This is a genomic window from Micromonospora sp. WMMD998, from assembly GCF_029581235.1.
In the GTDB taxonomy this organism is placed as follows: domain Bacteria; phylum Actinomycetota; class Actinomycetes; order Mycobacteriales; family Micromonosporaceae; genus Micromonospora.
This window is the reverse complement of sequence record NZ_CP120740.1, coordinates 1,530,516-1,551,286: the sequence shown is the minus strand read 5'-3', so window position 1 is coordinate 1,551,286 and position 20,771 is coordinate 1,530,516. Positions and strand designations below refer to the sequence as shown.

Annotated in this window: 18 protein-coding genes and 1 tRNA gene; 12 read left to right on the top strand and 7 right to left on the bottom strand. The window is 70.5% G+C overall.

Features of this window, described 5'->3' with window-relative positions; all coding sequences use genetic code 11:
• Nucleotides 1-126 precede the first annotated feature (126 nt).
• Nucleotides 127-1,974 carry a 2-oxoacid:acceptor oxidoreductase subunit alpha gene (locus O7619_RS07385; RefSeq protein ID WP_282286549.1) on the top strand — a complete coding sequence of 616 codons (1,848 nt, stop codon included), beginning with the start codon at nucleotides 127-129 and terminating at the stop codon, nucleotides 1,972-1,974.
• A complete protein-coding gene (locus tag O7619_RS07380; protein WP_282286548.1) occupies nucleotides 1,967-3,001 on the top strand; it encodes a 2-oxoacid:ferredoxin oxidoreductase subunit beta in 1,035 nt (344 codons plus the stop codon). Before O7619_RS07385 ends, O7619_RS07380 begins: the two co-directional genes overlap by 8 nt.
• A gap of 77 nt (nucleotides 3,002-3,078) precedes the next feature.
• Here the strand turns inward: O7619_RS07380 and O7619_RS07375 are convergent, their stop codons facing one another.
• Nucleotides 3,079-3,726 carry an NAD(P)H-dependent oxidoreductase gene (locus tag O7619_RS07375; protein WP_282286547.1) on the bottom strand — a complete coding sequence of 216 codons (648 nt, stop codon included), beginning with the start codon at nucleotides 3,724-3,726 and terminating at the stop codon, nucleotides 3,079-3,081.
• Between the two features lie 82 nt (nucleotides 3,727-3,808).
• Between O7619_RS07375 and O7619_RS07370 the strand changes: the two genes are divergently transcribed.
• A complete protein-coding gene (locus O7619_RS07370; RefSeq protein WP_282286546.1) occupies nucleotides 3,809-4,267 on the top strand; it encodes a MarR family winged helix-turn-helix transcriptional regulator in 459 nt (152 codons plus the stop codon).
• A 75-nt stretch (nucleotides 4,268-4,342) separates the two neighbouring features.
• Here O7619_RS07370 and O7619_RS07365 read toward each other — a convergent pair whose 3' ends face one another.
• The gene (locus O7619_RS07365) at nucleotides 4,343-5,356 is read right to left on the bottom strand and encodes a potassium channel family protein (protein ID WP_282286545.1); all 1,014 of its coding nucleotides are present in this window, start codon (nucleotides 5,354-5,356) and stop codon (nucleotides 4,343-4,345) included.
• A gap of 248 nt (nucleotides 5,357-5,604) precedes the next feature.
• On the opposite strand from O7619_RS07365, the gene O7619_RS07360 reads away from it, so the two are divergent.
• Together O7619_RS07360 and O7619_RS07355 are read left to right on the top strand one after the other, a co-directional pair.
• Nucleotides 5,605-6,216, top strand: a complete 612-nt coding sequence (locus O7619_RS07360; protein ID WP_282288712.1) for a helix-turn-helix transcriptional regulator — start codon at nucleotides 5,605-5,607, stop codon at nucleotides 6,214-6,216.
• 222 nt (nucleotides 6,217-6,438) lie between these two features.
• The gene (locus O7619_RS07355; RefSeq protein WP_282286544.1) at nucleotides 6,439-7,029 is read left to right on the top strand and encodes an ATP-dependent Clp protease proteolytic subunit; all 591 of its coding nucleotides are present in this window, start codon (nucleotides 6,439-6,441) and stop codon (nucleotides 7,027-7,029) included.
• A gap of 48 nt (nucleotides 7,030-7,077) precedes the next feature.
• On the opposite strand, the gene O7619_RS07350 is transcribed toward O7619_RS07355, so the two are convergent.
• Complete coding sequence (locus O7619_RS07350) at nucleotides 7,078-8,883, bottom strand: adenylyl cyclase (RefSeq protein ID WP_282286543.1); 1,806 nt, start codon at nucleotides 8,881-8,883, stop codon at nucleotides 7,078-7,080.
• A gap of 139 nt (nucleotides 8,884-9,022) precedes the next feature.
• Complete coding sequence (locus O7619_RS07345) at nucleotides 9,023-9,799, bottom strand: HAD-IIB family hydrolase (RefSeq protein ID WP_282286542.1); 777 nt, start codon at nucleotides 9,797-9,799, stop codon at nucleotides 9,023-9,025.
• Nucleotides 9,800-10,283: 484 nt separating this feature from the next.
• On the opposite strand from O7619_RS07345, the gene O7619_RS07340 reads away from it, so the two are divergent.
• The 7 genes from O7619_RS07340 to O7619_RS07310 all read left to right on the top strand — a co-directional run bounded on the left by O7619_RS07340 (nucleotide 10,284) and on the right by O7619_RS07310 (nucleotide 19,446).
• Complete coding sequence (locus tag O7619_RS07340) at nucleotides 10,284-12,209, top strand: glycosyltransferase (protein ID WP_282286541.1); 1,926 nt, start codon at nucleotides 10,284-10,286, stop codon at nucleotides 12,207-12,209.
• Between the two features lie 62 nt (nucleotides 12,210-12,271).
• Nucleotides 12,272-12,403: a hypothetical protein gene (locus tag O7619_RS07335; protein WP_281585139.1), complete on the top strand. Its 132-nt coding sequence runs from the start codon at nucleotides 12,272-12,274 to the stop codon at nucleotides 12,401-12,403.
• Nucleotides 12,404-12,484: 81 nt separating this feature from the next.
• Complete coding sequence (locus O7619_RS07330; protein ID WP_282286540.1) at nucleotides 12,485-13,324, top strand: DUF692 domain-containing protein; 840 nt, start codon at nucleotides 12,485-12,487, stop codon at nucleotides 13,322-13,324.
• Nucleotides 13,321-14,151 carry a hypothetical protein gene (locus O7619_RS07325; RefSeq protein ID WP_282286539.1) on the top strand — a complete coding sequence of 277 codons (831 nt, stop codon included), beginning with the start codon at nucleotides 13,321-13,323 and terminating at the stop codon, nucleotides 14,149-14,151. The genes O7619_RS07330 and O7619_RS07325 overlap by 4 nt, the downstream gene beginning before the upstream one ends.
• 2 nt (nucleotides 14,152-14,153) lie before the next feature.
• On the top strand, nucleotides 14,154-15,905 hold the full coding sequence (asnB, locus tag O7619_RS07320) for an asparagine synthase (glutamine-hydrolyzing) (RefSeq protein WP_282286538.1): 1,752 nt from the start codon (nucleotides 14,154-14,156) through the stop codon (nucleotides 15,903-15,905).
• An 11-nt stretch (nucleotides 15,906-15,916) separates the two neighbouring features.
• Nucleotides 15,917-17,629, top strand: coding sequence for an ABC transporter ATP-binding protein (locus O7619_RS07315; protein WP_282286537.1), 1,713 nt, complete (start codon nucleotides 15,917-15,919; stop codon nucleotides 17,627-17,629).
• The gene (locus O7619_RS07310) at nucleotides 17,626-19,446 is read left to right on the top strand and encodes an ABC transporter ATP-binding protein (RefSeq protein WP_282286536.1); all 1,821 of its coding nucleotides are present in this window, start codon (nucleotides 17,626-17,628) and stop codon (nucleotides 19,444-19,446) included. Before O7619_RS07315 ends, O7619_RS07310 begins: the two co-directional genes overlap by 4 nt.
• Before the next feature lie 67 nt (nucleotides 19,447-19,513).
• Here O7619_RS07310 and O7619_RS07305 read toward each other — a convergent pair.
• The 3 genes from O7619_RS07305 to O7619_RS07295 form a co-directional block, all read right to left on the bottom strand.
• Nucleotides 19,514-19,589 (bottom strand) — tRNA-Arg (locus O7619_RS07305).
• Between the two features lie 273 nt (nucleotides 19,590-19,862).
• A complete protein-coding gene (locus O7619_RS07300; RefSeq protein ID WP_282286535.1) occupies nucleotides 19,863-20,225 on the bottom strand; it encodes an integrase core domain-containing protein in 363 nt (120 codons plus the stop codon).
• Nucleotides 20,222-20,758 carry an IS3 family transposase gene (locus O7619_RS07295; protein WP_282286534.1) on the bottom strand — a complete coding sequence of 179 codons (537 nt, stop codon included), beginning with the start codon at nucleotides 20,756-20,758 and terminating at the stop codon, nucleotides 20,222-20,224. Before O7619_RS07295 ends, O7619_RS07300 begins: the two co-directional genes overlap by 4 nt.
• Nucleotides 20,759-20,771: the final 13 nt, after the last annotated feature.

Below are 20,771 nucleotides of genomic sequence, written 5' to 3'. Positions count from 1 at the left end.
CAAACGAGTCCCACACGTCGGACCTCCACCAAGGCGGCCCTAACCGTCCGACGTAGGCTCTGACGTGAGAAACGGAGCGGGCCGTGCCGGCGTGGGCGACGGCGCTCAGCGAAGCGAGGTGCGGGAGTGACCAAGCAGATCCGTCAGCTGGACCGGGTGGTCATCCGGTTCGCCGGTGACTCCGGCGACGGCATGCAGCTCACCGGCGACCGGTTCACCTCGGAGACGGCGCAGTTGGGCAACGACATCTCCACGTTGCCCAACTTCCCGGCCGAGATCCGCGCCCCCGCCGGCACGCTGCCCGGCGTGTCGAGCTTCCAGGTGCACTTCGCCGACTACGACATCCTGACCCCGGGCGACGCCCCGAACGTGCTGGTGGCGATGAACCCGGCCGCGCTCAAGGCCAACCTGGCCGACCTGCCGCGCGGGGCGGACATCATCGTCAACACCGACGAGTTCACCCGGCGCAACCTGGCCAAGGTCGGCTATGCGACCAGCCCGTTGGACGACGACTCGCTCGCCGGCTACGCGGTGCACCCGGTCGCGCTCACCTCGATGACGATCGGCGCGCTGGCCGAGCACGACGTGTCCAAGAAGGATGCCGAGCGGGCCAAGAACATGTTCGCGCTCGGGCTGTTGAGCTGGATGTACTCCCGCCCGTACGCCTCGACGCTGCGGTTCCTGGAGCGCAAGTTCGCCGCCCGGCCGGAGCTGGTGGCGGCGAACGTGGCCGCGTTCCGGGCCGGCTGGAACTTCGGCGAGACCACCGAGGACTTCTCCGTCCGGTACGAGGTCAAGCCGGCCCGGATGCTGCCCGGCACCTACCGCAACATCACCGGCAACGCGGCGCTGTCGCTGGGCCTGGTGGCCGCCGGGGTGCGCTCCGGGCTGCCGGTGTTCCTCGGGGCGTACCCGATCACGCCGGCCTCGGACATCCTGCACGAGCTGAGCAAGCACAAGAAGTTCGGCGTGGTCACCATGCAGGCCGAGGACGAGATCGCGGCGGTCGGCGCGGCGCTCGGCGCCTCGTACGGCGGCTCGCTCGGCATCACCACCACGAGCGGCCCGGGCGTGGCCCTGAAGAGCGAGACGATCTCCCTGGCGGTGGCGCTGGAGCTGCCGCTTGTCATCGTCGACGTGCAGCGTGCCGGGCCGTCCACCGGCATGCCCACGAAGACCGAGCAGGCCGACCTGAACATGGCCCTGTACGGCCGGCACGGCGAGGCGCCGGTCGCGGTGATCGCGCCGAAGTCCCCGTCGGACTGCTTCCACGCGGCGCTGGAGGCGGCCCGGATCGCGCTCACCTACCGCACCCCGGTCATCCTGCTGTCGGACAACTACGTGGCGAACGGCTCCGAGCCGTGGTTGCTGCCGGACGTGGAGTCGCTGCCCGACCTGCGGGTCGAGTTCGCCACCCGCCCCAACGGCGAGGACGGCGCCACGTTCCTGCCCTACCTGCGCGACCCGCAGACCCTGGCCCGTCCGTGGGCGGTGCCCGGCACCCCCGGGCTGGAGCACCGGATCGGCGGCCTGGAGAAGGCCGACAAGACCGGCGACATCTCGTACGACCCGACGAACCACGACTTCATGGTGCGGACCCGGGCGGCCCGGATCGAGACCATTCCGGTGCCGGACGTCGAGGTGGAGGATCCGGACGGCGACGCCCGGGTGCTGGTGCTCGGTTGGGGCTCGACGTACGGCCCGATCGGCGCCGCCTGCCGGGGCCTGCGCCAGCGCGGTTTCCCGGTGGCCCAGGCGCACCTGCGTCACCTGGCCCCGATGCCGGCCAACCTCGGCGAGGTGCTGCGCGCCTACGACAAGGTGGTCATTCCCGAGATGAACCTCGGCCAGCTCGCCCACGTGATCCGGGCGCGATACCTGGTCGACGCGATCGGCTACAACCAGGTCCGCGGCCTGCCGTTCACCGCCGCCGAGCTGGAGACGATGCTGGAAGAGGTCCTGAAGAATGTCTGAGCCCGTCGCCCTGAAGCTCACCGCGAAGGACTTCAAGTCCGACCAGGAGGTGCGCTGGTGCCCCGGCTGTGGTGACTACGCCATCCTGGCCGCCGTGCAGGGCTTCATGCCGGAGCTGAACATCCCCCGGGAGAACACCGTCTTCATCTCGGGCATCGGCTGCTCGTCCCGCTTCCCGTACTACATGAACACGTACGGCATGCACTCGATCCACGGCCGGGCCCCGGCGATCGCGACCGGTCTGTCGGTGTCCCGGCCGGACCTGTCGGTCTGGGTGGTCACCGGTGACGGCGACGCGCTCTCGATCGGCGGCAACCACCTGATCCACGCGCTGCGCCGCAACGTCAACCTCAAGATCCTGCTGTTCAACAACCGGATCTACGGGCTGACCAAGGGGCAGTACTCACCGACCTCGGAGGTCGGGAAGATCACCAAGTCGACGCCGCTCGGCTCGGCGGACGCGCCGTTCAACCCGCTGTCGCTGGCGCTCGGCGCCGAGGCCACGTTCGTCGCCCGGACCCTCGACTCGGACCGCAAGCACCTCCAGTCGGTGCTGCGGGCCGCCGCCGAGCACCAGGGCTCCGCGTTCGTGGAGATCTACCAGAACTGCAACATCTTCAACGACGGCGCGTTCGAGCCGCTGAAGGAGCCGGCCACCCGGGACGACTTCCTGATCCGGCTGGAGCACGGACAGCCGATCACGTTCGGCGCGGACGGGCAGTTCTGCGTCGTCCACCCGCCGGGCGGCTTCGGGCTTGAGGTCCGGGAGACCGCAGTCACCCCGGCGGAGGAGATCGTCGTGCACGACGCCACGGTCGCCGACCCGGCGTACGCCTTCGCGCTGTCCCGGCTGCCCGGGCTCGACCTGCGCAACACCCCGATGGGAGTGTTCCGCTCGGTGCGACGCCCCTCCTACGACAGCGTGGTGCAGGAGCAGGTCGCCTCGGCGCGGGCCGGCGTCGACCAGGCCCCGGAGCAGCAGCTCTCGGCGCTGCTCGCCGGCGGCGACACCTGGACGATCCTCTGAGCCACCGCTGATCCGCGCAGAGAAGGGCGGGCCGTTCCCCCTCGGAACGGCCCGCCCTTCTGTGGCGCCGACGCGGCTCAGGCGACCGCCGCGGCCGGCACCCACAGCTCGTCGATGGCCCGCTCGGCGGCGGCGAGGCTCGCCTCGTACAGCGGGATCAGCTCGGCCATGGCGGGCTTGACCGGGGCGAGGGTCAGTTCGGCCGAGATGAAGCGCGGCTCCAGGCCGGTCATGGAGACGCCGTGCGGGAGCCAGGGCTCGGCGTGGTCCCAGCCCGCCCGCGGGGTGCCCGCGCCGTAACCGCCTCCCCGGGTGCCGAACACGATGAACTGGCGACCACCGAGCAGCCCGGCCCCGGTGGCCGGGTCGAGCGCGATACCGGGCGCGATCAGGTGGTCGACCCACGCCTTCACGCTGCTCGGCGGCCCGAAGTTGTAGAGCGGCAGGCCGAGCAGGACGGTGTCGGCCGCCTTCACCTCGGCCACCAACTCCTCGCTGAGCCGCCACGACTCGCGCTGCTCCGGAGTGTGCTGGTCGGGCGGCACCGCCCGGGCGAGGCCGCCGGCGGCGTCGAGGTGCGGCAGCGGGTCCCGGCCGAGGTCCCGGTAGGTGACCGTGCCGTCCGGGTGGGCGGCGCGCCAGGCGTCCGCCGCGCGGGCGGTGAGGCGGCGGCTGACCGACCGCTCCCCGGTGATGCTCGAGTCGATGTGCAACAGGTGTGCCATTGCCGCTCCTCCGCAGATCGTTTGTGTAGCGCCAACTATTTATAGCAGAAGGATGTTCCCTGCTCCGCGTAGACTGGGTCACATGTCAGCCGGGCCCACCCACGAGTCGGAGCGTCGCTCCGGGCCACTGCTCCAGCACCTGGCCCGGCGGATGCGGCTGCGCTCGGAGTCGGCGCTGATGCCGCTCGGCCTGCGCGTCCGGCACCTGGTCGCCCTCACCGTGCTGCGCGACTCGGGCGACATCAGCCAGCAGGGGCTCGCCGCGACGTTGCAGCTCGACGGCACGAACGTGGTCGGGCTGCTCAACGAGCTGGAGGCGGCCGGCCTGGTCGAGCGACGCCGCTCCCCGGAAGACCGCCGCCGGCACGTCGTGAGCCTCACCGCCGCCGGCACGACGCGGCTCCGCGAGGCCGAGTGCGGGCTCGCCGGCGCGGAGGACGACGTCCTCAGCGCCCTGACCCCCGACGAGCGGAACCTGCTCTACGACCTGCTGAGGCGGGCCAGCCAGGGCTGCGCACCGCCGTGCTCCGAAACCTGCTGACGTGAAAGGAAGGGGCCCCGCTTAACGCCTGCGGTAGAGCAGGGGGCCCCGCTTAACAGCTCATCGCCGGCCCGGTCAGGCCGTGGTGGTCGCCTGGGGGCGGTCGTCGCGGACGTGGACCAACATGTCCCCGGTCTCGATCAGCGCGCCGGCGCGGTCGCTCAGCGTGATCACCTTGCCCCGGCGGACCAGCGCGATCACGAGCGAATCCAGCTCGCGCGGCGAACGTCCCACCTCGCTCCGCTCGGCCGAACGCATCGCCAGCGCCATGCCCTGCCCCGGGGTGAGCAGATCCTCCACCACGTCGATGAGCGGCGGAGCCGAGGTGGAGAGGCCGAGCAGCCGGCCCGCGGTCGCGGACGAGACGATCACGTGGTGCGCACCGCTCTGCTTGAGCAGCGGCGCGTTCTCCGCCTCCCGCACCGCCGCGATGATCCGGACCTGACCGGCGGTGAGCTGCCGGACGGTCAACGCCACGAGCACCGAGGCGTCGTCGCTGTCGGTCGCGATGATGACCGCCTTGGCGGTACGGACGTGCGCCTCCTCCAGCACGGAGGAGCGGGTCGCCGAGCCCTCGATCGTCACCAGCCCGTTCGAGGTGGCCTGGCGCAGCGCCGCCGCGCTCCGCTCGACCACCACGATCCTGGACTTGTCCGCCCCGTTCTCCAGCAGCGCGGAGACCGCGCTACGCCCCTTGGTGCCGTAGCCGCAGATGATGACGTGGTCCTTCACGGTTCTCCTCCACCGCGACAGGCGACGGCCGGTCCGGTACTGCTCGGTCAGGACTTCCAGGGTGGTGCCGACCAGGATGATCAGGAAGAGCACCCGGGCGGGGGTGACGAACAGGACGTTCACCAGGCGCGCCGAGGGGCTGGCCGGGGCGATGTCGCCGTACCCGGTGGTGGAGAGCGAGACCACCACGTAGTAGAAGCAGTCGAGCAGGGTGAGCCCGTCGCCGTTGGTGTCGCGGTAGCCGTCGCGGTCGAGCCAGACCACGAAGACCGTGGCGAGGATCAACCCGAGAGCGGCGAGCAGGCGCAGGCTCAGCGCGCTCAGCGGCCCCCGCCGTTGCGCGGGAAAATGGATCACCGTCGGTCCCGCTCCGCCACCGTCGCCTGCACGCCCTCAAGATAGCGGGTACGCCGAGAGCCGGCCCGGCGGGCGGGGAACCGGTCCCGCTCCACGAGCGGCGCGGATCTCGTCGTCCCGGCGGGAGGAACCCGGCTGCGCCGATCCGCGACCGGCCGGGGCGCCACGGGGGTCGACCGGGCCGGTCCGTGTCGCCGGGACGGGGCATGATGGTGGCGTCGGCGAACGGCGACCGCGAGGAGGCCGGCATGTCGTTGCTGCGACGGGTGATCGGTGCGGTGCTGCGGCGGATCCGCCTGCGTCAGGGCCGCACACTGCGCGAGGTGGCGCAGGTGGCAGGAGTCTCCCTGCCCTATCTCTCCGAGGTCGAACGTGGCCGCAAGGAAGCCTCCTCCGAGGTGCTGGCCGCGATCTGCCGGGCGCTCGGCATCCACCTCGCGGACCTGCTGGAGGAGGCGCGGGACGAGCTGCGCCGGGAGCGGCCCACGCCGGTCGGCTCCGGCGTCCCGCTGGCCCGGCTCGACCGGGTGCCCGCCGCCCGCGGTGGCCCGCAACTGCGGGTCGGCCCGCCCCGGCTGCACGTCACCCGCCGCCCGGCCGGCCCGCATCCGGCCCGCCCCAACATTCCGGCTCCGTCGTACGCCACCCGCCCGGTGCGCCCGACCCCGCTGCTCGGCGGCGCGCTGCGTCCGGTGGGCCCGTTCCCCACGCCGCCCGGCCACGGCACGCCGGAGCTGCTCGGCACCGGCACCCGGATCTGGTTGATCCCGACGCCGGCCGCCCGCCCGCGCCCGCGTACCTCATCGGCACTCGCCCGGCGACGGGCCCGGACGGCCCGACGGCGGCCCGTCCGGGCGTAGCACCGGCTCACGGCCCCGGCGCTCACGGTCCGGGCGGGCGAAGGCCGGCCCGGGCGCGCTGCCGGCCGTCGCGCCGGCAGCGTCGACGCGGGCCCGGCTTCTGCCGAGGGCGGATCTGCCCCGGGCAGAAAGCCTGGGCCGCGCGGGGGTGGCCGGCGGACGCTGGAGACCGCCGGATCGCCGGGCGGTTCCCCGCCCGCCGGCGCTATGGAGGTGGCGGTCATGGGTGGCATCTGGATGCGGGACGACGGGCAGCCGGCCTTCGGCGACCGGGTCTTCGAACGGCTGCTGAAGGAGCGGATCATCTTCCTCGGCACCGAGGTCACCGACGACTCGGCCAACCAGATCTGCGCGCAGATCCTGCTGCTCGCGGCGGAGGACCCGGAGCGCGACATCTTCCTCTACATCAACTCGCCGGGCGGCTCGGTCAGTGCCGGCATGGCCGTCTACGACACGATGCGGTACGTGAAGAACGACGTGGCGACGCTGGCCCTCGGGATGGCCGGCTCGATGGGGCAGTTCCTGCTCTGCGCCGGGGCGGCGGGCAAACGATTCGCGCTGCCGCACGCGCGGATCATGATGCACCAGCCGTCCGGCGGGATGGGCGGCACGGCCGCCGACATCACCATCCAGGCGGAGAACATGCTGCACGTGAAGCGCACCATGCAGGAGCTGATCGCCGAGCACAGCGGGCACACGCTGGAGGAGATCCAGCGCGACTGGGACCGGGACCGCTGGTTCACCGCCGAGGAGGCCCGCGAGTACGGCCTCGTCGACCAGGTGCTCTCCCGCGTGGACCAGCTCGCGGCGTGAGCGGGCACGGCCCGGCCGGCGTGCCGCCGGCCGGGCCACCCGTCGCCGTCAGGGGTAGCTGACCACCGGGCTGGTGCCGTACGAGCCGACGACCGGGGTGCCGACGTCGTTGATCGTGCGCTCGATCCCGCCACTGCCGTCCAGGAACACCGTGATCGCGTCGTGGAACCGCACCCCGGCCCGGCGCGGCGCCTCGATCGCCCGGTCGCAGCGGATGTCCACGCCCTGGTTGAAGTAGGCGTAGACGCCCAGACCCCACGCCTCGTGCGTGCGGACGTGGTTGGCCACCTTGTACGAGGCCCAGCCGTTGCCGGTCGGGCTGCGCCACGCCGCCTGGCTCGGCGGGTCGTAGGGCAGCTCGCTCTGGTAGAAGACGGTCCGGCCGCGCTCGCCGTTCCAGATGGTCTGCCAACGCTGGTAGTGCTCGACGAAGAGCCCGTACGCGGTCACGTCGTCGCCGTTGACCACCACGCCGGTGCCGGCGGTGTTGACGGTCCAGCCGATGGTGCCCGGGTTGCCGTGGTCGCCGCGCCACGCCCAGATGTTGTCGATGAGCGTGTGCCGGCTGTTGATTACCAGGCTGGTCACCGCCCGCCCGGCGTAGGGGCCGCCGATGCGGAAGAAGACGTCCTGCAACGAGATCGGGTTGCCGGCGTGCGACCGGTGGCAGTGCCGCCCGCCGACCTCGACCAGCACGTCGGACTCGACCGGCCCGGCGTCGACGAGCACGCCGGCGATCCGTACCCCGTCCACGTCCTCGATCCGCAGCGCCGCGTCGCCCGTGGTCGGCGCGAGACTGGGCATGCCGAGGCCGAGCACGACGGTGTTCGGGCGGCGGACCCGCAGCGCCCGGTCCAGCCGGTAGACGCCGGGGGTGAGCAGCAGGTGCCGGCCCCGGGCCAGCTCGGCGTTGATCCGCTTCGCCGAGTCGGTGGGCCGGGCGATGAAGAAGTCGGTGAGCGGCAGCGAGGGCGTCGGCGCGCCGCCGGCGGCCCAGGTGGTGCCCGCGGTGTCGCGGCGCAGGCGGGGCACCGCCACCCGCCAGCGGCCCGCGCCGTCGACGAAGAGGTACGGCTTCTCCCGGGTCACCGGGCTGGTCGGCAGCGTGGTGTACGGCGGGTCGGGGAAGCCCTGCGCGGGCGCGCCGAGCACCCCGGAGAAGACCTGGTTCCACACGCCGTTGGTCCACTCGCCGCCGAGTTCGCTGTCCCGGGTGAGCCACTGCTGCTGGGACCCGTTGATGGTGACGTCGTCCACCTTGGAGTCGGCGATGTAGCCGCCGCTGGAGTAGCCGCCGTTGCCGGGCTCCAGCCAGAGGACGCCCTTGATGTGGACCCGCCGCATCGGCGACGCCTGGGAGACGGCCCACTGGTTCGACCAGTCGGTCGGGGTGACGGCGAGGTTCTCCGCCGACCGCCAGAAGTTGGTGAGCGCGGAGATCCCGGCCGGCGAGTTCGGGTCGGGCTGGCCGATCACCCGGACCGCGCCGTGGATCTCCACGTCGTCGGGATGGGCGCCGAGACCGGCCACCGTCGTGTAGTAGCCGAGCCGGGCGTCCACCTCGTAGCGGCCGGGCTTGAACAGCACGGCGTACCGGTCGAGGCCCATCTCGTTGCGTTCCTGGGCGGCGAAGATCCGGTCCAGCGTGGACTGGATCTCCGCAACCGGCGTGCTCGGGTCGTACACGAAGACGTTCGGGCCGAAGTCGGGCTCGTGGGCCGGCCGGCCGGGGCGCGCGGGCGGGGCCGCGACGGCCGCCCCGGCCGGGAGGCCGAGGGCGGTGAGCGAGGTGAGGGAAGCCGCGGAGGCGGTGAGCGTGAGGAAGCGGCGGCGGGAGGGGTCGGGTGATCGCATCTGCCTGCCTGTTCGGTGATGGGACGGAGAGCGCTCTCTCGCCGTTCCTACCTCATCACCGTCGATCTCGCCAGCCTTCCGGGTTCCGGAACCGGGACGCGCCTGCCCGCCACGACCGGCGGTCAGGCGCGCCGGTCGGTCAGGCGCGCGCGGCGCGCTGCTTCACCAGGTCGTCGACCAGGGTCTCGACGTAGTCGGCGGTCTCCTCCCAGCGGGTGACCGCGACGCTGCGGATGCCCATCGCCTTGACCGGGTAGTCGTTGCCACCCACGTCGAGCCGGTCCCCCACGAACAGCACGTTGTCGGTCTTCAGATCGAGGTGCTCCAGCAGCTTCCGCATGCCGTACGCCTTGTCCACGCCCTTACGGGTGACGTCGATCGAGGTCGAACCGCCCCCCCGGACCTCCAGGTCGGGCAGCTTCGCGGCGACCGCGTCCCGAAGTCGCTTCTTCTTGCCGCCGTCCGGGTCCCAGCCGTATTTCTCGGCCGGCGGCGCGGACTGGCCGAGCGCGGAGAACGTGATCTGGCTGCCCCGGTCCTCGACGATGTCGCCCCAGGTCTTCGACTCCCACAGGCCGAGCGCCTGCGCCGACTCGGTGAGCGCGGCGATCACGCGCGCCTTGTCGGCCTCGCTCAGGTCCTCGGCGTAGACCAGCCGCCAGTCGCCGTCGGACCAGCGGTAGTAGCGGGTGCCGCAGGTCGGCATCAGGTGCAGCCGGTCGCGCTGCTCCCCGGTCAGGTCGAGGTGGGCCAGCACCTGCGACTGGAACTGCTCGAACCGGCCGCCGGAGATGATCAGAACGTCCACTTCGGTGAGCAGGTGGCCGAGCAGGTCCGCCATCCGACGATCGATCTGGGACTTGGAGATCGCCAGCGTGTCGTCGAGGTCGAAGGCCACCACTCGAAGATCGTTCACAAATACCTCATGTGTCGTCGCGACGGGTCGGGTTAGCAGGGTACCGACATGACCTGACGCCGTCCTGAGCGCCCGGGAAACCTCATTTACGGAGAGTAACAATTCGTCCACGTCGGGTCGCGGAGAAGCGCTCGACAGCAGCCGTGTCGACGGCATCCGTGGCGGCCATGCGCCAGGAGGAGATCCGGGACGAGGACGGTCGACGCGGCGACGATCCCGGTGGTGGTCGGCGACATGGCTGCACACCGAAGCCGACTCCATCGGCCCGGGCACCCACGCCCTCGGAGCTGGACCTGATGGTCGGGCTTGCCGGCTTTCCCCGCCGCCCCGACCCGCCCGGACGATCACCTATGCAGGTCGCCAATCAAATGCAACATTCGGAATTCCCGCTCATGGGATTTGCAATCATTGATACATTGACGCGGCGCTCCACCTCCTTTACTCTGCCTCTTGTGACTCCCGGCCGAATCGGAGGAGTAGGTCATTGAAGATCTGTTTCGTCGGAAAATATCCTCCGATCGAGGGCGGAGTCAGCGCACAGAACTACTGGGCCGCGGCAGCACTGGCATCACGTGGCCACGAGGTCTATGTCGTAACCAATTCAAATGAGGTCGAAGAACGTTTCCGGCAACGTCTCGACGACGTCGATGCGGCAGATTACGAACCGCAATTCCCGGCCACCGGCGGCGCGGTCAAAGTGATTCGTCCGGAGCCGATGACGCCACGTCGAATGGCGCACATCCCGTCGAGCAACCCATTTGTCTCGAAGCTGGCAGGCCTGGCTGCCGCAACCATTCGCGAAAACGGCTGCGAACTCATCGTCGCCTACTACTTCGAGCCATACGTGGTGGCCGGTCACCTGGCGTCGACGTTCACCCGCACGCCGATGATGGTCGAGCACGCCGGCAGCGACCTCGATCGGCTCATGCGCGTGCCCGAGCTGGCGACGGTCTACAAGGACATCCTGCGGTCGGCGACCGCCGTGGTGACCAAGCCGTCTCTGGTGCACCGGTTCCTCGGCATGGGGGTGGCCCGCGAGGCGCTGCGGTTCGGTCCTCCGTACCCGCTGCCGACGTCGGCGTTCTCACCCGAGGCGACACCCCTGGACCCCGGGGAGATCGCCGCGGCGTCGATCGACGAGTTCGGCTCCCGGTTCGACCCGGCGTTGCCGACGATCGGCATGTACGGCAAGCCCGGCGACCGGAAGGGCACCTTCGACCTGATCGCCGCGCTGGCCGTCCTCGCCGGTCGCGGGCTTCGGTTCAACGCGCTCTTCCTCAGCGGGCGGTCCCAGTTGGACCGGATGCGCGCCGACCTCCGAGCGGCCGGCCTCGCCGAGCGGACCACGATCCTCGACTTCGTGCCGCCGTGGCAGGTCGGCCGCTTCATTCGCACCTGCACCGCCGTCTGTTTCCTGGAGCGGGACTTCCCGATCGGCATCCACGGCCCGGTGGTACCGCGGGAGGTGCTCGCCTGCGGCGTCTGCCTGGTGCTCTCCGGGGAGATCCTCGAGAAGCAGTCGTACGCCCACCGCCTCACCGACCAGGGGAACGTTCTGGTCGTCACCGACCCCAAGGAGCACGACAAGCTGGCGGCCCAGCTCGAGATCGTGGTCCGGGACCCGGCGGGGGCCGCCCGCATCGGCGCGGCCGGCGGTGCGCTCGGTGCCGATTTCGACAGCTTCGAGACCTTCGCCGACGCCTGGGAGTCGCTCGTCGACATCGGGTCGCCGGCCCAGCGGGTTCCCGCACCCCGCACCCCGGCCGACCTGCTGGCCGAATTCACGCCGAAACTGGCCGAGATGTTCGGACCCGCGTGGCCGGACGTCGTCGCCGAGTTCACGGCGGCGTACGACATCGACACCGCTTCCGGCGACTTCGCCGTCACGGAGGCGTTCTGTCAACATCTGACCCGACGACTCGACCAGGCCGCACCGGCCGCAGGCGTCAGTCCCGCGTACCTGGCCGACGCGCTGCGCTTCCAGCAGGCCCGACTCTGGGCCTGTCAGGACGGTCCGCACGACCGGGACGGGCACGCCGGCATCCGGTTCTCCCCGGCGCTGCTGCGGAGGATGGCGCCCCGTCGCGCCGGCACGGTCCGGGTGGAGTCGTTCGACCACAACGTCACCGACCTGTTCTGCCGGCCGACGGGCCCGGTTGGCGTCCGGAGCACCCAGTCGGGCGAGCGGAGTGTCGTCTGCTTCGTCCGCCGGCCGAACCTTGACCACCGCGAGCTGCGGCTCAACGCCGCCACCTGTCGGCTGCTCGACCTCTGCGACGGCAACCGCACCGTCGGCGACCTGGTGGCCGCGCTGGCTCCAGCCGCGGAGGCCGACGTTCTCCGTGCCCTCGTCGATCTCCGCCGAGAGGGCGTCGTGGTGCTGGAGGACGCCGCCCAGGGCACGCCCTGATACCCCGGCGGCGCGACCCGCGCCGCCGGTCGGCAACTGCCAACGGAAGGGAGGTGAATCACATGGAGACCTTGGAGAACATCGTGTTCGAGATGGAGGAGCTGTCGCTCAGCAACGTTTCGGACATCGAGGCCCCCGGTTGCGCGAGCTGCTCGAGCTGTGGTGGGTGCACGGGCTGCGGCATGGAGAACTGACCAGCCCTCCCGCCCACGCCGCACAGGCCCTAGGCCGGCACCGCAGCCCGCACCCTCACAAGCTTCCACAGGAGGATGCACATGAGCAAGGCTCTACCACGGCTCGGCGCCGGCCTGGGGTACCGCACGGCGCTGCATCAGGACATCGTCGCCAACGCCGACCGGATCGACTTTCTCGAAGTCATCTCCGACCAATATCTGTACGCACCGCCGGAGAAGCTCCTGCGGTTGTTGGAACTCGGCGACGCGTTCCCACTCATTCCCCACGGAGTCGGTCTGTCCGTCGGCACGGCGGCTCCCCTCGACGGCGAATACCTCGACCGGCTGGCGCAATTCGTCGAAGCGACGCGGGGACACTGGTTCAGCGACCACCTGAGCTTCACCAAAACGCCCGACGTCGATGTCGAGCAACTCACTCCCGTGTGGTTCACCCAGGAGAGTCTCGAAGCGGTCTGCCGCAATGTTCGGCAATTGAGGGCGCGCATCCCGGAACCGCCGTTCCTGCTGGAGAACGTCACCTACTACTTTCCGATCCCGGACAACGACCTCAGCGAAGCCGAGTTCATCACGCGGGTGCTCGAAGAAACCGACACCGGCCTGTTGATCGACGTGAACAATGTCTGGATCAACTCGGTAAACCTGGGCTTCGACCCGTACGAATTCCTGAATTCGATTCCGCTGGAACGGGTAGTGCAGATGCACATCGCGGGCGGGGTCGAGTTGGCCGGCATGCTCGTCGACACTCACAGCAGCGCCGTCAACGAGCAGGTGTGGGCGCTGGCCGCCCACGTCGTGGAACGGGCGCCGGTCAAGGCGATCCTGCTCGAATGGGATTCCGACTGGCCGGAGTTCGCCGAACTGCTGGACCACCTCGACCGGGCTCGCGACCTGTTGCCCGCCCCGGCGAAAGCCGGGTCATGAGCCTGCTCGACATGCAGCGGGCGTTCAGCCGGCTGCTCACCGACCCCCACTTCGAGCGGGAGTTCTTCGGCGACAATGCGGACGCGCCGTCGGGGTACGACCTCACCGAGCGGGAGCTGGACAGCCTGCGCCGGATGGACCGGAAGCGACTCCGGCTGCACGCCGGCAACCTGGCCCACGCCCGGCTGGGCCTGGCACTCAAGTCGGCTCCGCTCTCCGCGCTGGTCCTGCACGGTCAACTCGATCGGCACCTGGTGCGCTTCTGCCGGGAATGCCCGCCGGTTCCGGCCGCGGAGAGCGCTGTCATCCTGGCCACGACACGGCTGTGCGACTTCGCCGAGCGGCTCTTCGCCGACGGGGAGCTGCGACCCGCGTACGCCTGGGACCTGCTCCGCTACGAGAAGCACCTACTGGTGCAGGGATTCGGCACCGCGTCCTGTCACGACGCCGCCGAGTTCGCCCGTCGGCCGGCACCACCGGAGTTGCTCGGCGACTGTGTCCCGATCACCGGCGCGCACGTGCTCGTCGACCACTTCCGGCATGACCTGACCGCCCTGCTGCCCAGATTGCAGGCCGGCGAGGTGCCCGAGGACGCGCCGCCGCTCGCGGAGCCGATGCGGATGATGTTCGTGAAGCGGCCGTTGAAGGCGCTCGTCCAGACCTGCCGGATCAACGCCGGGATGGAGTCGGTGTGGCTCCGGTGCGACGGCACCCGCACGGTGGACGACATCGCGTCCCGCTACCCCGACCCGCAGCCGGTCGTGACGGCGCTCCGCGCTTTGCACCGCTTCGGGGCGATCGCCTTCACCGCCGAGAGGACGTGTTGAGGATGTGCGGCATCACCGGGATCTTCGGGACAGCCGACCGGTCGGCCCTGGGGGCGATGACGGACTCGTTGCGTCACCGCGGCCCCGACGACGAGGGCCGGTACCTCGGAAAGCTCACGGGCATGGGCCACCGGCGTCTGAGCATCATCGGGATCGACAACGGCGCCCAGCCGATCCGCGGCGACCGACGCGACGTGTACGTGGTGGCCAACTGCGAGATCTACAACTACCGGCAGCTCCGTGACGACCTGCGGCGACAGGGACACCACTTCCGCACGGACTCGGACGCCGAGGTCATCGTGCACCTCTACGAGGAGTACGGCGACCGGTGCGTCGAGCATCTGCAGGGGATGTTCGCGTTCGCGGTCGCCGACGGAGACCGCCTGCTGCTGGCCCGTGACCGCTTCGGTATCAAGCCGCTGCACTACGCCGAGGTGGGTGCGAGCCTGCTGTTCGCGTCGGAGGTCAAGGCGCTGCTACAGAGCCGGCTGCTGACCCCGCAGATCGACGAGGAAGCGCTGGCCGACACGGCCGTGTTCGGTCATCCCGCCGGCCCCGGCACCCTGCTGCGCGGGGTGGTGAGCCTGCCACCCGGCCACACGCTGAGCGCGGTGCTGGCGGACGACCGGCTCGTCACCGCCGTCACCCGCTACCACACGCTGCCGGAGGCGGAATCCGACCCGAAGCCGTTCGCCGAGGCCGCCGCCGACCTGACGGAACTGCTGCGGGCCACCGTCCGGTCGCACCTGATGGCCGAGGTGGAGATCGGGGTCACCCTCTCCGGCGGCCTCGACTCGACGATCCTCGCGCGGCTCATGCGCGACCTGCACGACGGTCCGATCCGCGCCTACACCATCGGGGACCACGCGGACCACCCCGACGTGGTCCAGGCCCGGCGGCTGGCCGCGCAACTCGGCCTGAACCACCATGTGTCGATCCTGACGTTCCAGGATTTCGTCGCGACCATCCCGTCCTACCTCACCGCCGCCGAGCAGCCCGCCGGCCTCGGCGGCATCGCGCTCAACGTCCTCTGCCGGCGGATCGGCGACGACGTCAAGGTGTGCCTCAACGGGGAGGGGGCGGACGAGGTTTTCGGCGGCTACGGCGAGTACGTCAACCGGTCGTTCCGCACCCGGCGGATGGTGGACCGTCTCGCCGCTCTCGAGGCGTCGGGGCGTCCGGTCAGCCGACGGGGGCGGGAGTACCTCGACTCGCTCACCGCGGACCAGCCGTTCCCGCACTACCTTCGGAAGCTGTTCGCGGAGAACATGCGGGAGCAGCTCACCCGAGACCACCTCGAACTTCTGGACGCTTCGTCGATGGCGGCGAGCCTGGAGATGCGGGTGCCGTTCCTCGACCACCACGTGGTCGAGTTCGCGTTTCGTCAACCGCTGGCCTACCGGGTCGACTGGGAGTTGGGCATCACCAAACGGTTGCTCAAGCAGGCCGTCCTGAAGACCTGGGGTGACGAGGTCGATCTGGTGGGCAGTGTGCTGCGACGCAAGATCGGCGCGCCGACCTCGGTCCTCGGGCACCGGGAGCGGTTCATCCGCCTCTGCGACCAGGTGCTGCCGGCGGACTACCTCCGCGACGACGAGTACGGCGCGTACTTCGAACAGAAGTCCGACCTGCTGGTCTTCAACCTCTACCAGGAGATCTTCGTCCGATGCCGCGGCGTGCTTCCCGACGGGTTCACCATGCTGGACTTCATGGCGCAGCAGGCTCGCCGACCGGCCCTGTCCGTCGCCGGCTGAGCCCGCCCGGCATGCCAACCGACGCCGCGCACCAGCGGGACGCCCTGCTCCGCGTCCTGGGCCTGCTGCGACGGCGGTGGTGGGCGGCGGCAACCGCGGTGGCGCTCGGTGTCGTGGTCATCCTGCTGACCAACGCGCTGCCGCTGGTGATCCGGCGCATCATCGACCACGGCCTGTTGCCCAACGACAGCGACGCCACGACCGCCGGGCTCGCCCTGCTGCTCGGGCTCGCTGCCCTCCGTTGGCTCGCAGACGTGGTACGCCGGGAGGTCAGCGGCCAGGTCGGGCTGCGTCTGGAGGCGGATCTCCGGGCCCGGCTCTTCAGGCACCTGCTCTCGCTGGACGCCGGTTGGCACGGCCGCACGGAGGCGGGGCGGGTGCTCTCCCTCGTCGGCTCCGACCTGCGAATCGTCCGCACCTTCGTGTCGTACTCCGCCTTGTTCATCATCCTCAACACGCTGACCGCCGCTGCCGCCCTGATCCAGATCTGGCTCCTGTCCTGGCCGGTCGGGGTGGCCGCCACCGCTGTCCTGCCGCTGTTCGGGCTGGTCACCATGGGCTACGGGCGTCGGACGTTCGCCGCCGCCGCCGGGCTCCAGGAACGGGTGGCCGCCCTCACCACGCACGCCGAGGAGAACGCGGCCGGGATCCGCGTCATCAAGGGCCTCGGCCGCGAGAACGAGGAAGTTCAGGCGTTCACCCGCCGGTCGACCGAGGTCCGTGACCACAACGTGGCCCTGTCCGTGCTCCAGGCCCGTTACCTTCCGTGGACGATCGGCCTGCCCGAGGTCGGCCTGGTGCTCATCGTGTGGTTCGGCGGCTACCTGACGATCCGGGGATCGCTGACGGTCGGCACACTCGTGGCGCTGAGCACCTACATGGCTCTGCTGGTGTGGCCGGTCAGCTCCATGGTCGGGCTGTTCGGCTCCGCCCGGCGGGCCGCCGCCAGCGCGGCCCGGGTCTTCACGGTCCTCGACGAGCCCCTGACGGTGGCTGACCGTCCCGGCGCGGTCGACCTGCCCCGAGCGTCCGGTGGCGCCTCCGTCACCTTCGACGACCTCTGCTTCCGATACCCCGGCGGGACCTGGTCCGGCCTGCGCCGGATCCGACTGCACGTGGCCGCGGGTGAACACGTGACGATCGAGGGCGTCGGTGGTTCCGGCAAGTCGGCGCTGGCCGGGCTGCTGGTGCGACTCTGGCTGCCGGACGCCGGCCGCCTGATGACCGACGGCATCGACGTCGCCGACCTCACGCTCGGCTCGGTACGCGCCGCAGTGGGTTACGTGCCACAGGACGCCGTCCTGTTCAACGGCACCGTCCGGGACAACCTCCTCGTCGGTCACCCCACCGCGACCGCGGCCCAACTCGACCGGGCGCTGCGCCTGGCCGCCGCCGACGAGTTGGTGCGGACGTTGCCCGAGGGATTGCAGACCGTCGTCGGTGACCACGGACATCTGCTTTCCGGCGGGCAGCGCCAGAGGTTGGCCCTGGCCCGCGCGGTCCTGCCGGAACCCCGGGTCCTCGTCCTCGACGACGCGCTGACCCAGATCGACACGGAGACCAGGCAACGCGTGCGCAACGGGCTCGATGAACTGGCCGGCACGGTCACCATCCTGCACCTGACCCGACCCGGAGTCGGGGGACGACCCCACGGGCGGGTGGTCACCCTGACCGCCGACGGCGCGCTGTGCGAGACCACCGGCGCGGGCGGTGGTCACCGGTGACCGCGCGACGAGGTCGCGTGGTCGCGTTCCTGCGTCCGCTGCTCCGGACGCACCGGGGGCCGGTCCTGCTCGGCCTCGGTGCCGCCGTCCTCCAGACCGCTGCCGCGCTTGCCATCCCGTACCTGATGAAGGTCGCCATCGACGACGGGATCCTGGTCGGGAACGTCACGGTGCTGTCCCTCGCGGCGCTGGCCGGCATCGTGCTGGCCGGCTTGGAGGTGCTCGCGGCCCGTACACAGATCCGCGCGGTGGCCCGTGCGGGGCACGGCATGCTCTCCAGCACTCGGGTCGCGCTCTTCGCGCACCTGCAACGGCTGCCCATGCAATACCACGAACACAACCGTCCGGGGCGGCAGGTCGCCAGCCTGACCGCGGACATCGAAGCGATGAGTGGGTTGCTGACCCAGGGATTCGTCACCCTCTTCGTCAGTACGCTCACCCTCGCCGGTACGGCGGTCGTGCTCCTCCTGCTCGACCCCGGGCTGGCGGTCGCCTGCCTCGTCGTGCTGCCGGTGCTGGCACTGGCGACGAGATGGTTCCGCCGTCGGTCCGCGGTCGCCTGGCGACAGGTGCGGGAGACCGCGACCGGAGTCACCATCGAGTTGCAGCAGGCCCTGAGCGCCATCGCGGTCATCCAGGCGTTCCGCCACGAGCGGGCGACGCTCGACCGGCTCGCCGCGGCTGACGGCGAGGAGCGGCGGGCCAAGGCCGCCACGGTCCGCACCGCCGGGGTCTACTTCCCCACCCTCGACCTCTGCTCCGCCCTGGCCACCGTCGCCGTCCTCGCCATGGGGGCTCGTTCCGTCTCCGGGGAGGGGCTGGAGATCGGCACCCTCACCGCCTTCCTTCTCTACCTGCGGGGCTTCTTCAGTCCGATCTACGAGTTGTCCTCGGTGTACGACACCCTGCAGTCGGCCGTGGCGGGGGCCGAACGGGTCATCGACATCCTGGCGACACCGGTGACGGTGTCCGAACCGGCGTCGCCGGTGCGACTCCCGGACCCACGCGGCGCGGTCACCCTGTCCGACGTGACCTTCGCCTACCCCGACCACGACGGCCTCAGCGGACCGGACGTGCTGCACGACGTCAACCTGGCCGTTGCCGCGGGCAGCACCCTCGTCATCATCGGCCCCAGCGGAGCCGGCAAGTCCACGCTGGTGAAACTGATGCTGCGCTTCTACGACCCCCAGCGCGGGCGAGTCACCCTGGACGGGGTCGACGTACGTCGACTGGCCCACTCGGACCTACGTCGCGCGATCGCCTACGTGCCGCAGGAGGGATACCTGTTCACCGGCTCCATCTCGGACAACATCAGGATGGGCAACCCGACAGCCACCGACGACCAGATCGAGGCCGCCGCACGTACGCTCGGAGTCTGGTCGGTCCTGTCCACCACATCCGAGGGGCTCGACACACCAGTCGGGGTACGAGGCACGGCTCTGTCCGCGAGCCAACGCCAGGTGATCGCGATCCTGCGCGCGTGGATGGCGGACCCGACGGTGTTGATCTGGGACGAGGCGACCAGCAGCCTGGACGTCGAGACCGACCAGACGGTTCAGGACGCCACCCGCCTGCTGCGGGCCGGGCGCACCATGATCGTCGTAACGCACGACCTGCTCCGCAGCCTGGACGCCGACTCGGTGGCGCTGGTGCGGAACGGGCGGGTGGTGGCGTACGGGACACCTGCGGAGCTGCTGGCCACGGAGCGCTGGCTGTCCGAGGGAATCCAGCGGCCGACCCTCGCAGCCCACGGCCAGCCCGCCGCCTACACCGAGGAACCGGTGCCGACGGTCGGCATACGGACGGACCTGAGTTGATCTCCGCTGATGTGCGCAGCGGTGAATCAAGGCTCTGGACGGCTTCTTGCTGGTCAGGGCCTTGATCTGGTGCCCCCGGCAGGATTCGAACCTGCGACACACGGTTTAGGAAACCGATGCTCTATCCCCTGAGCTACGAGGGCGCGAGGGCCCAGTCTAGCGACCTGGGGTTCACCTGGGGTGGCAGGGAGTCGCCCACGTTCACCCACGTTCCCCGCACCGCCGTTCTCGCAGCCCAGGAGCACACCCCGAGCACACGGACCCCGATTTGCGACCGGCGGTCGGCCGCGGTGACCTGCGTTGGCACCGGTTCACCCGGGGTGGCATCCGCTGGGGAGCACACACCGCGCACACCATCGAAGGTCACGGGTGGGCTTGACCCGATTCGACGGACGGGGTCGATGTGGTGATCTTATCTAGGCTGCCAGCCGTTGTGGCTGGGTGGTGCGGTGGGCGGTTTCGTAGGTGGCTGGGCTGAGGTAGCCCAGTGAGGAGTGTCGGCGGCGGGTGTTGTACCAGCCTTCGATGTACTCGAATATGGCTTGGCGGGCGGCGGTGTGGGTGGGCCACGGCTGCCGGTGCAGCAGCTCGGTTTTGATCGTGGCGAAGAACGACTCGGCGACCGCGTTGTCCCAGCATTGCCCGCGGCGGCTGGTGGACAGGCGGATGCCGTGTCTGGCGGCGAGGCGGGCGTGTTGCGCGCTGGTGTACTGGCATCCGCGGTCGGAGTGGAAGATCAACCCGGACGCCGGCCGTCGTCGCACGATCGCGTCGCTCACGCGGCGTCGACCAGGTCGGTTTTCAGGTGGTCGGCGACGGCCCAGCCCACGACCCGGCGAGACGCCAGGTCGATGACGGTGGCCAGATACAGCCAGCCCCGCCAGGTGTTGATGTAGGTGATGTCGCCGCACCAGCGGGTGTCGACCCGGGTCGGGTCGGTGGTGAAGTCCCGGCGGATCAGGTCCGCGCGGTCGGCTGCCGCCGGATCGGCGATGGTGGTCGTCCGCCACCGCCGTGGGCTCTTGCCGGCCACCCCGGCGCCGCGCATCAGCCGGGCGACGCGTTTGCGGCCGTGCCGCAGTCCGGCGTCGGCCAACTCGGCGTGCACCCGCGGGGCCCCGTAGGTGCCCTTCGACATTGCGTGTACCTCGATGATCTTGGCCGTCAGGGCCTCATCGGCCAGGTCCCGCCGGGAGGGCCGGGCGGCGGCGTGCTGGTAGTAGGCGGACCGGGAGACCTTCATCAGCTCGCACGCACGCGTGACGTTGTGCTTGCCGGTCTTCTCCGCCTCGATGAACGGATACACGTTCACCGGGTCTCCTTCG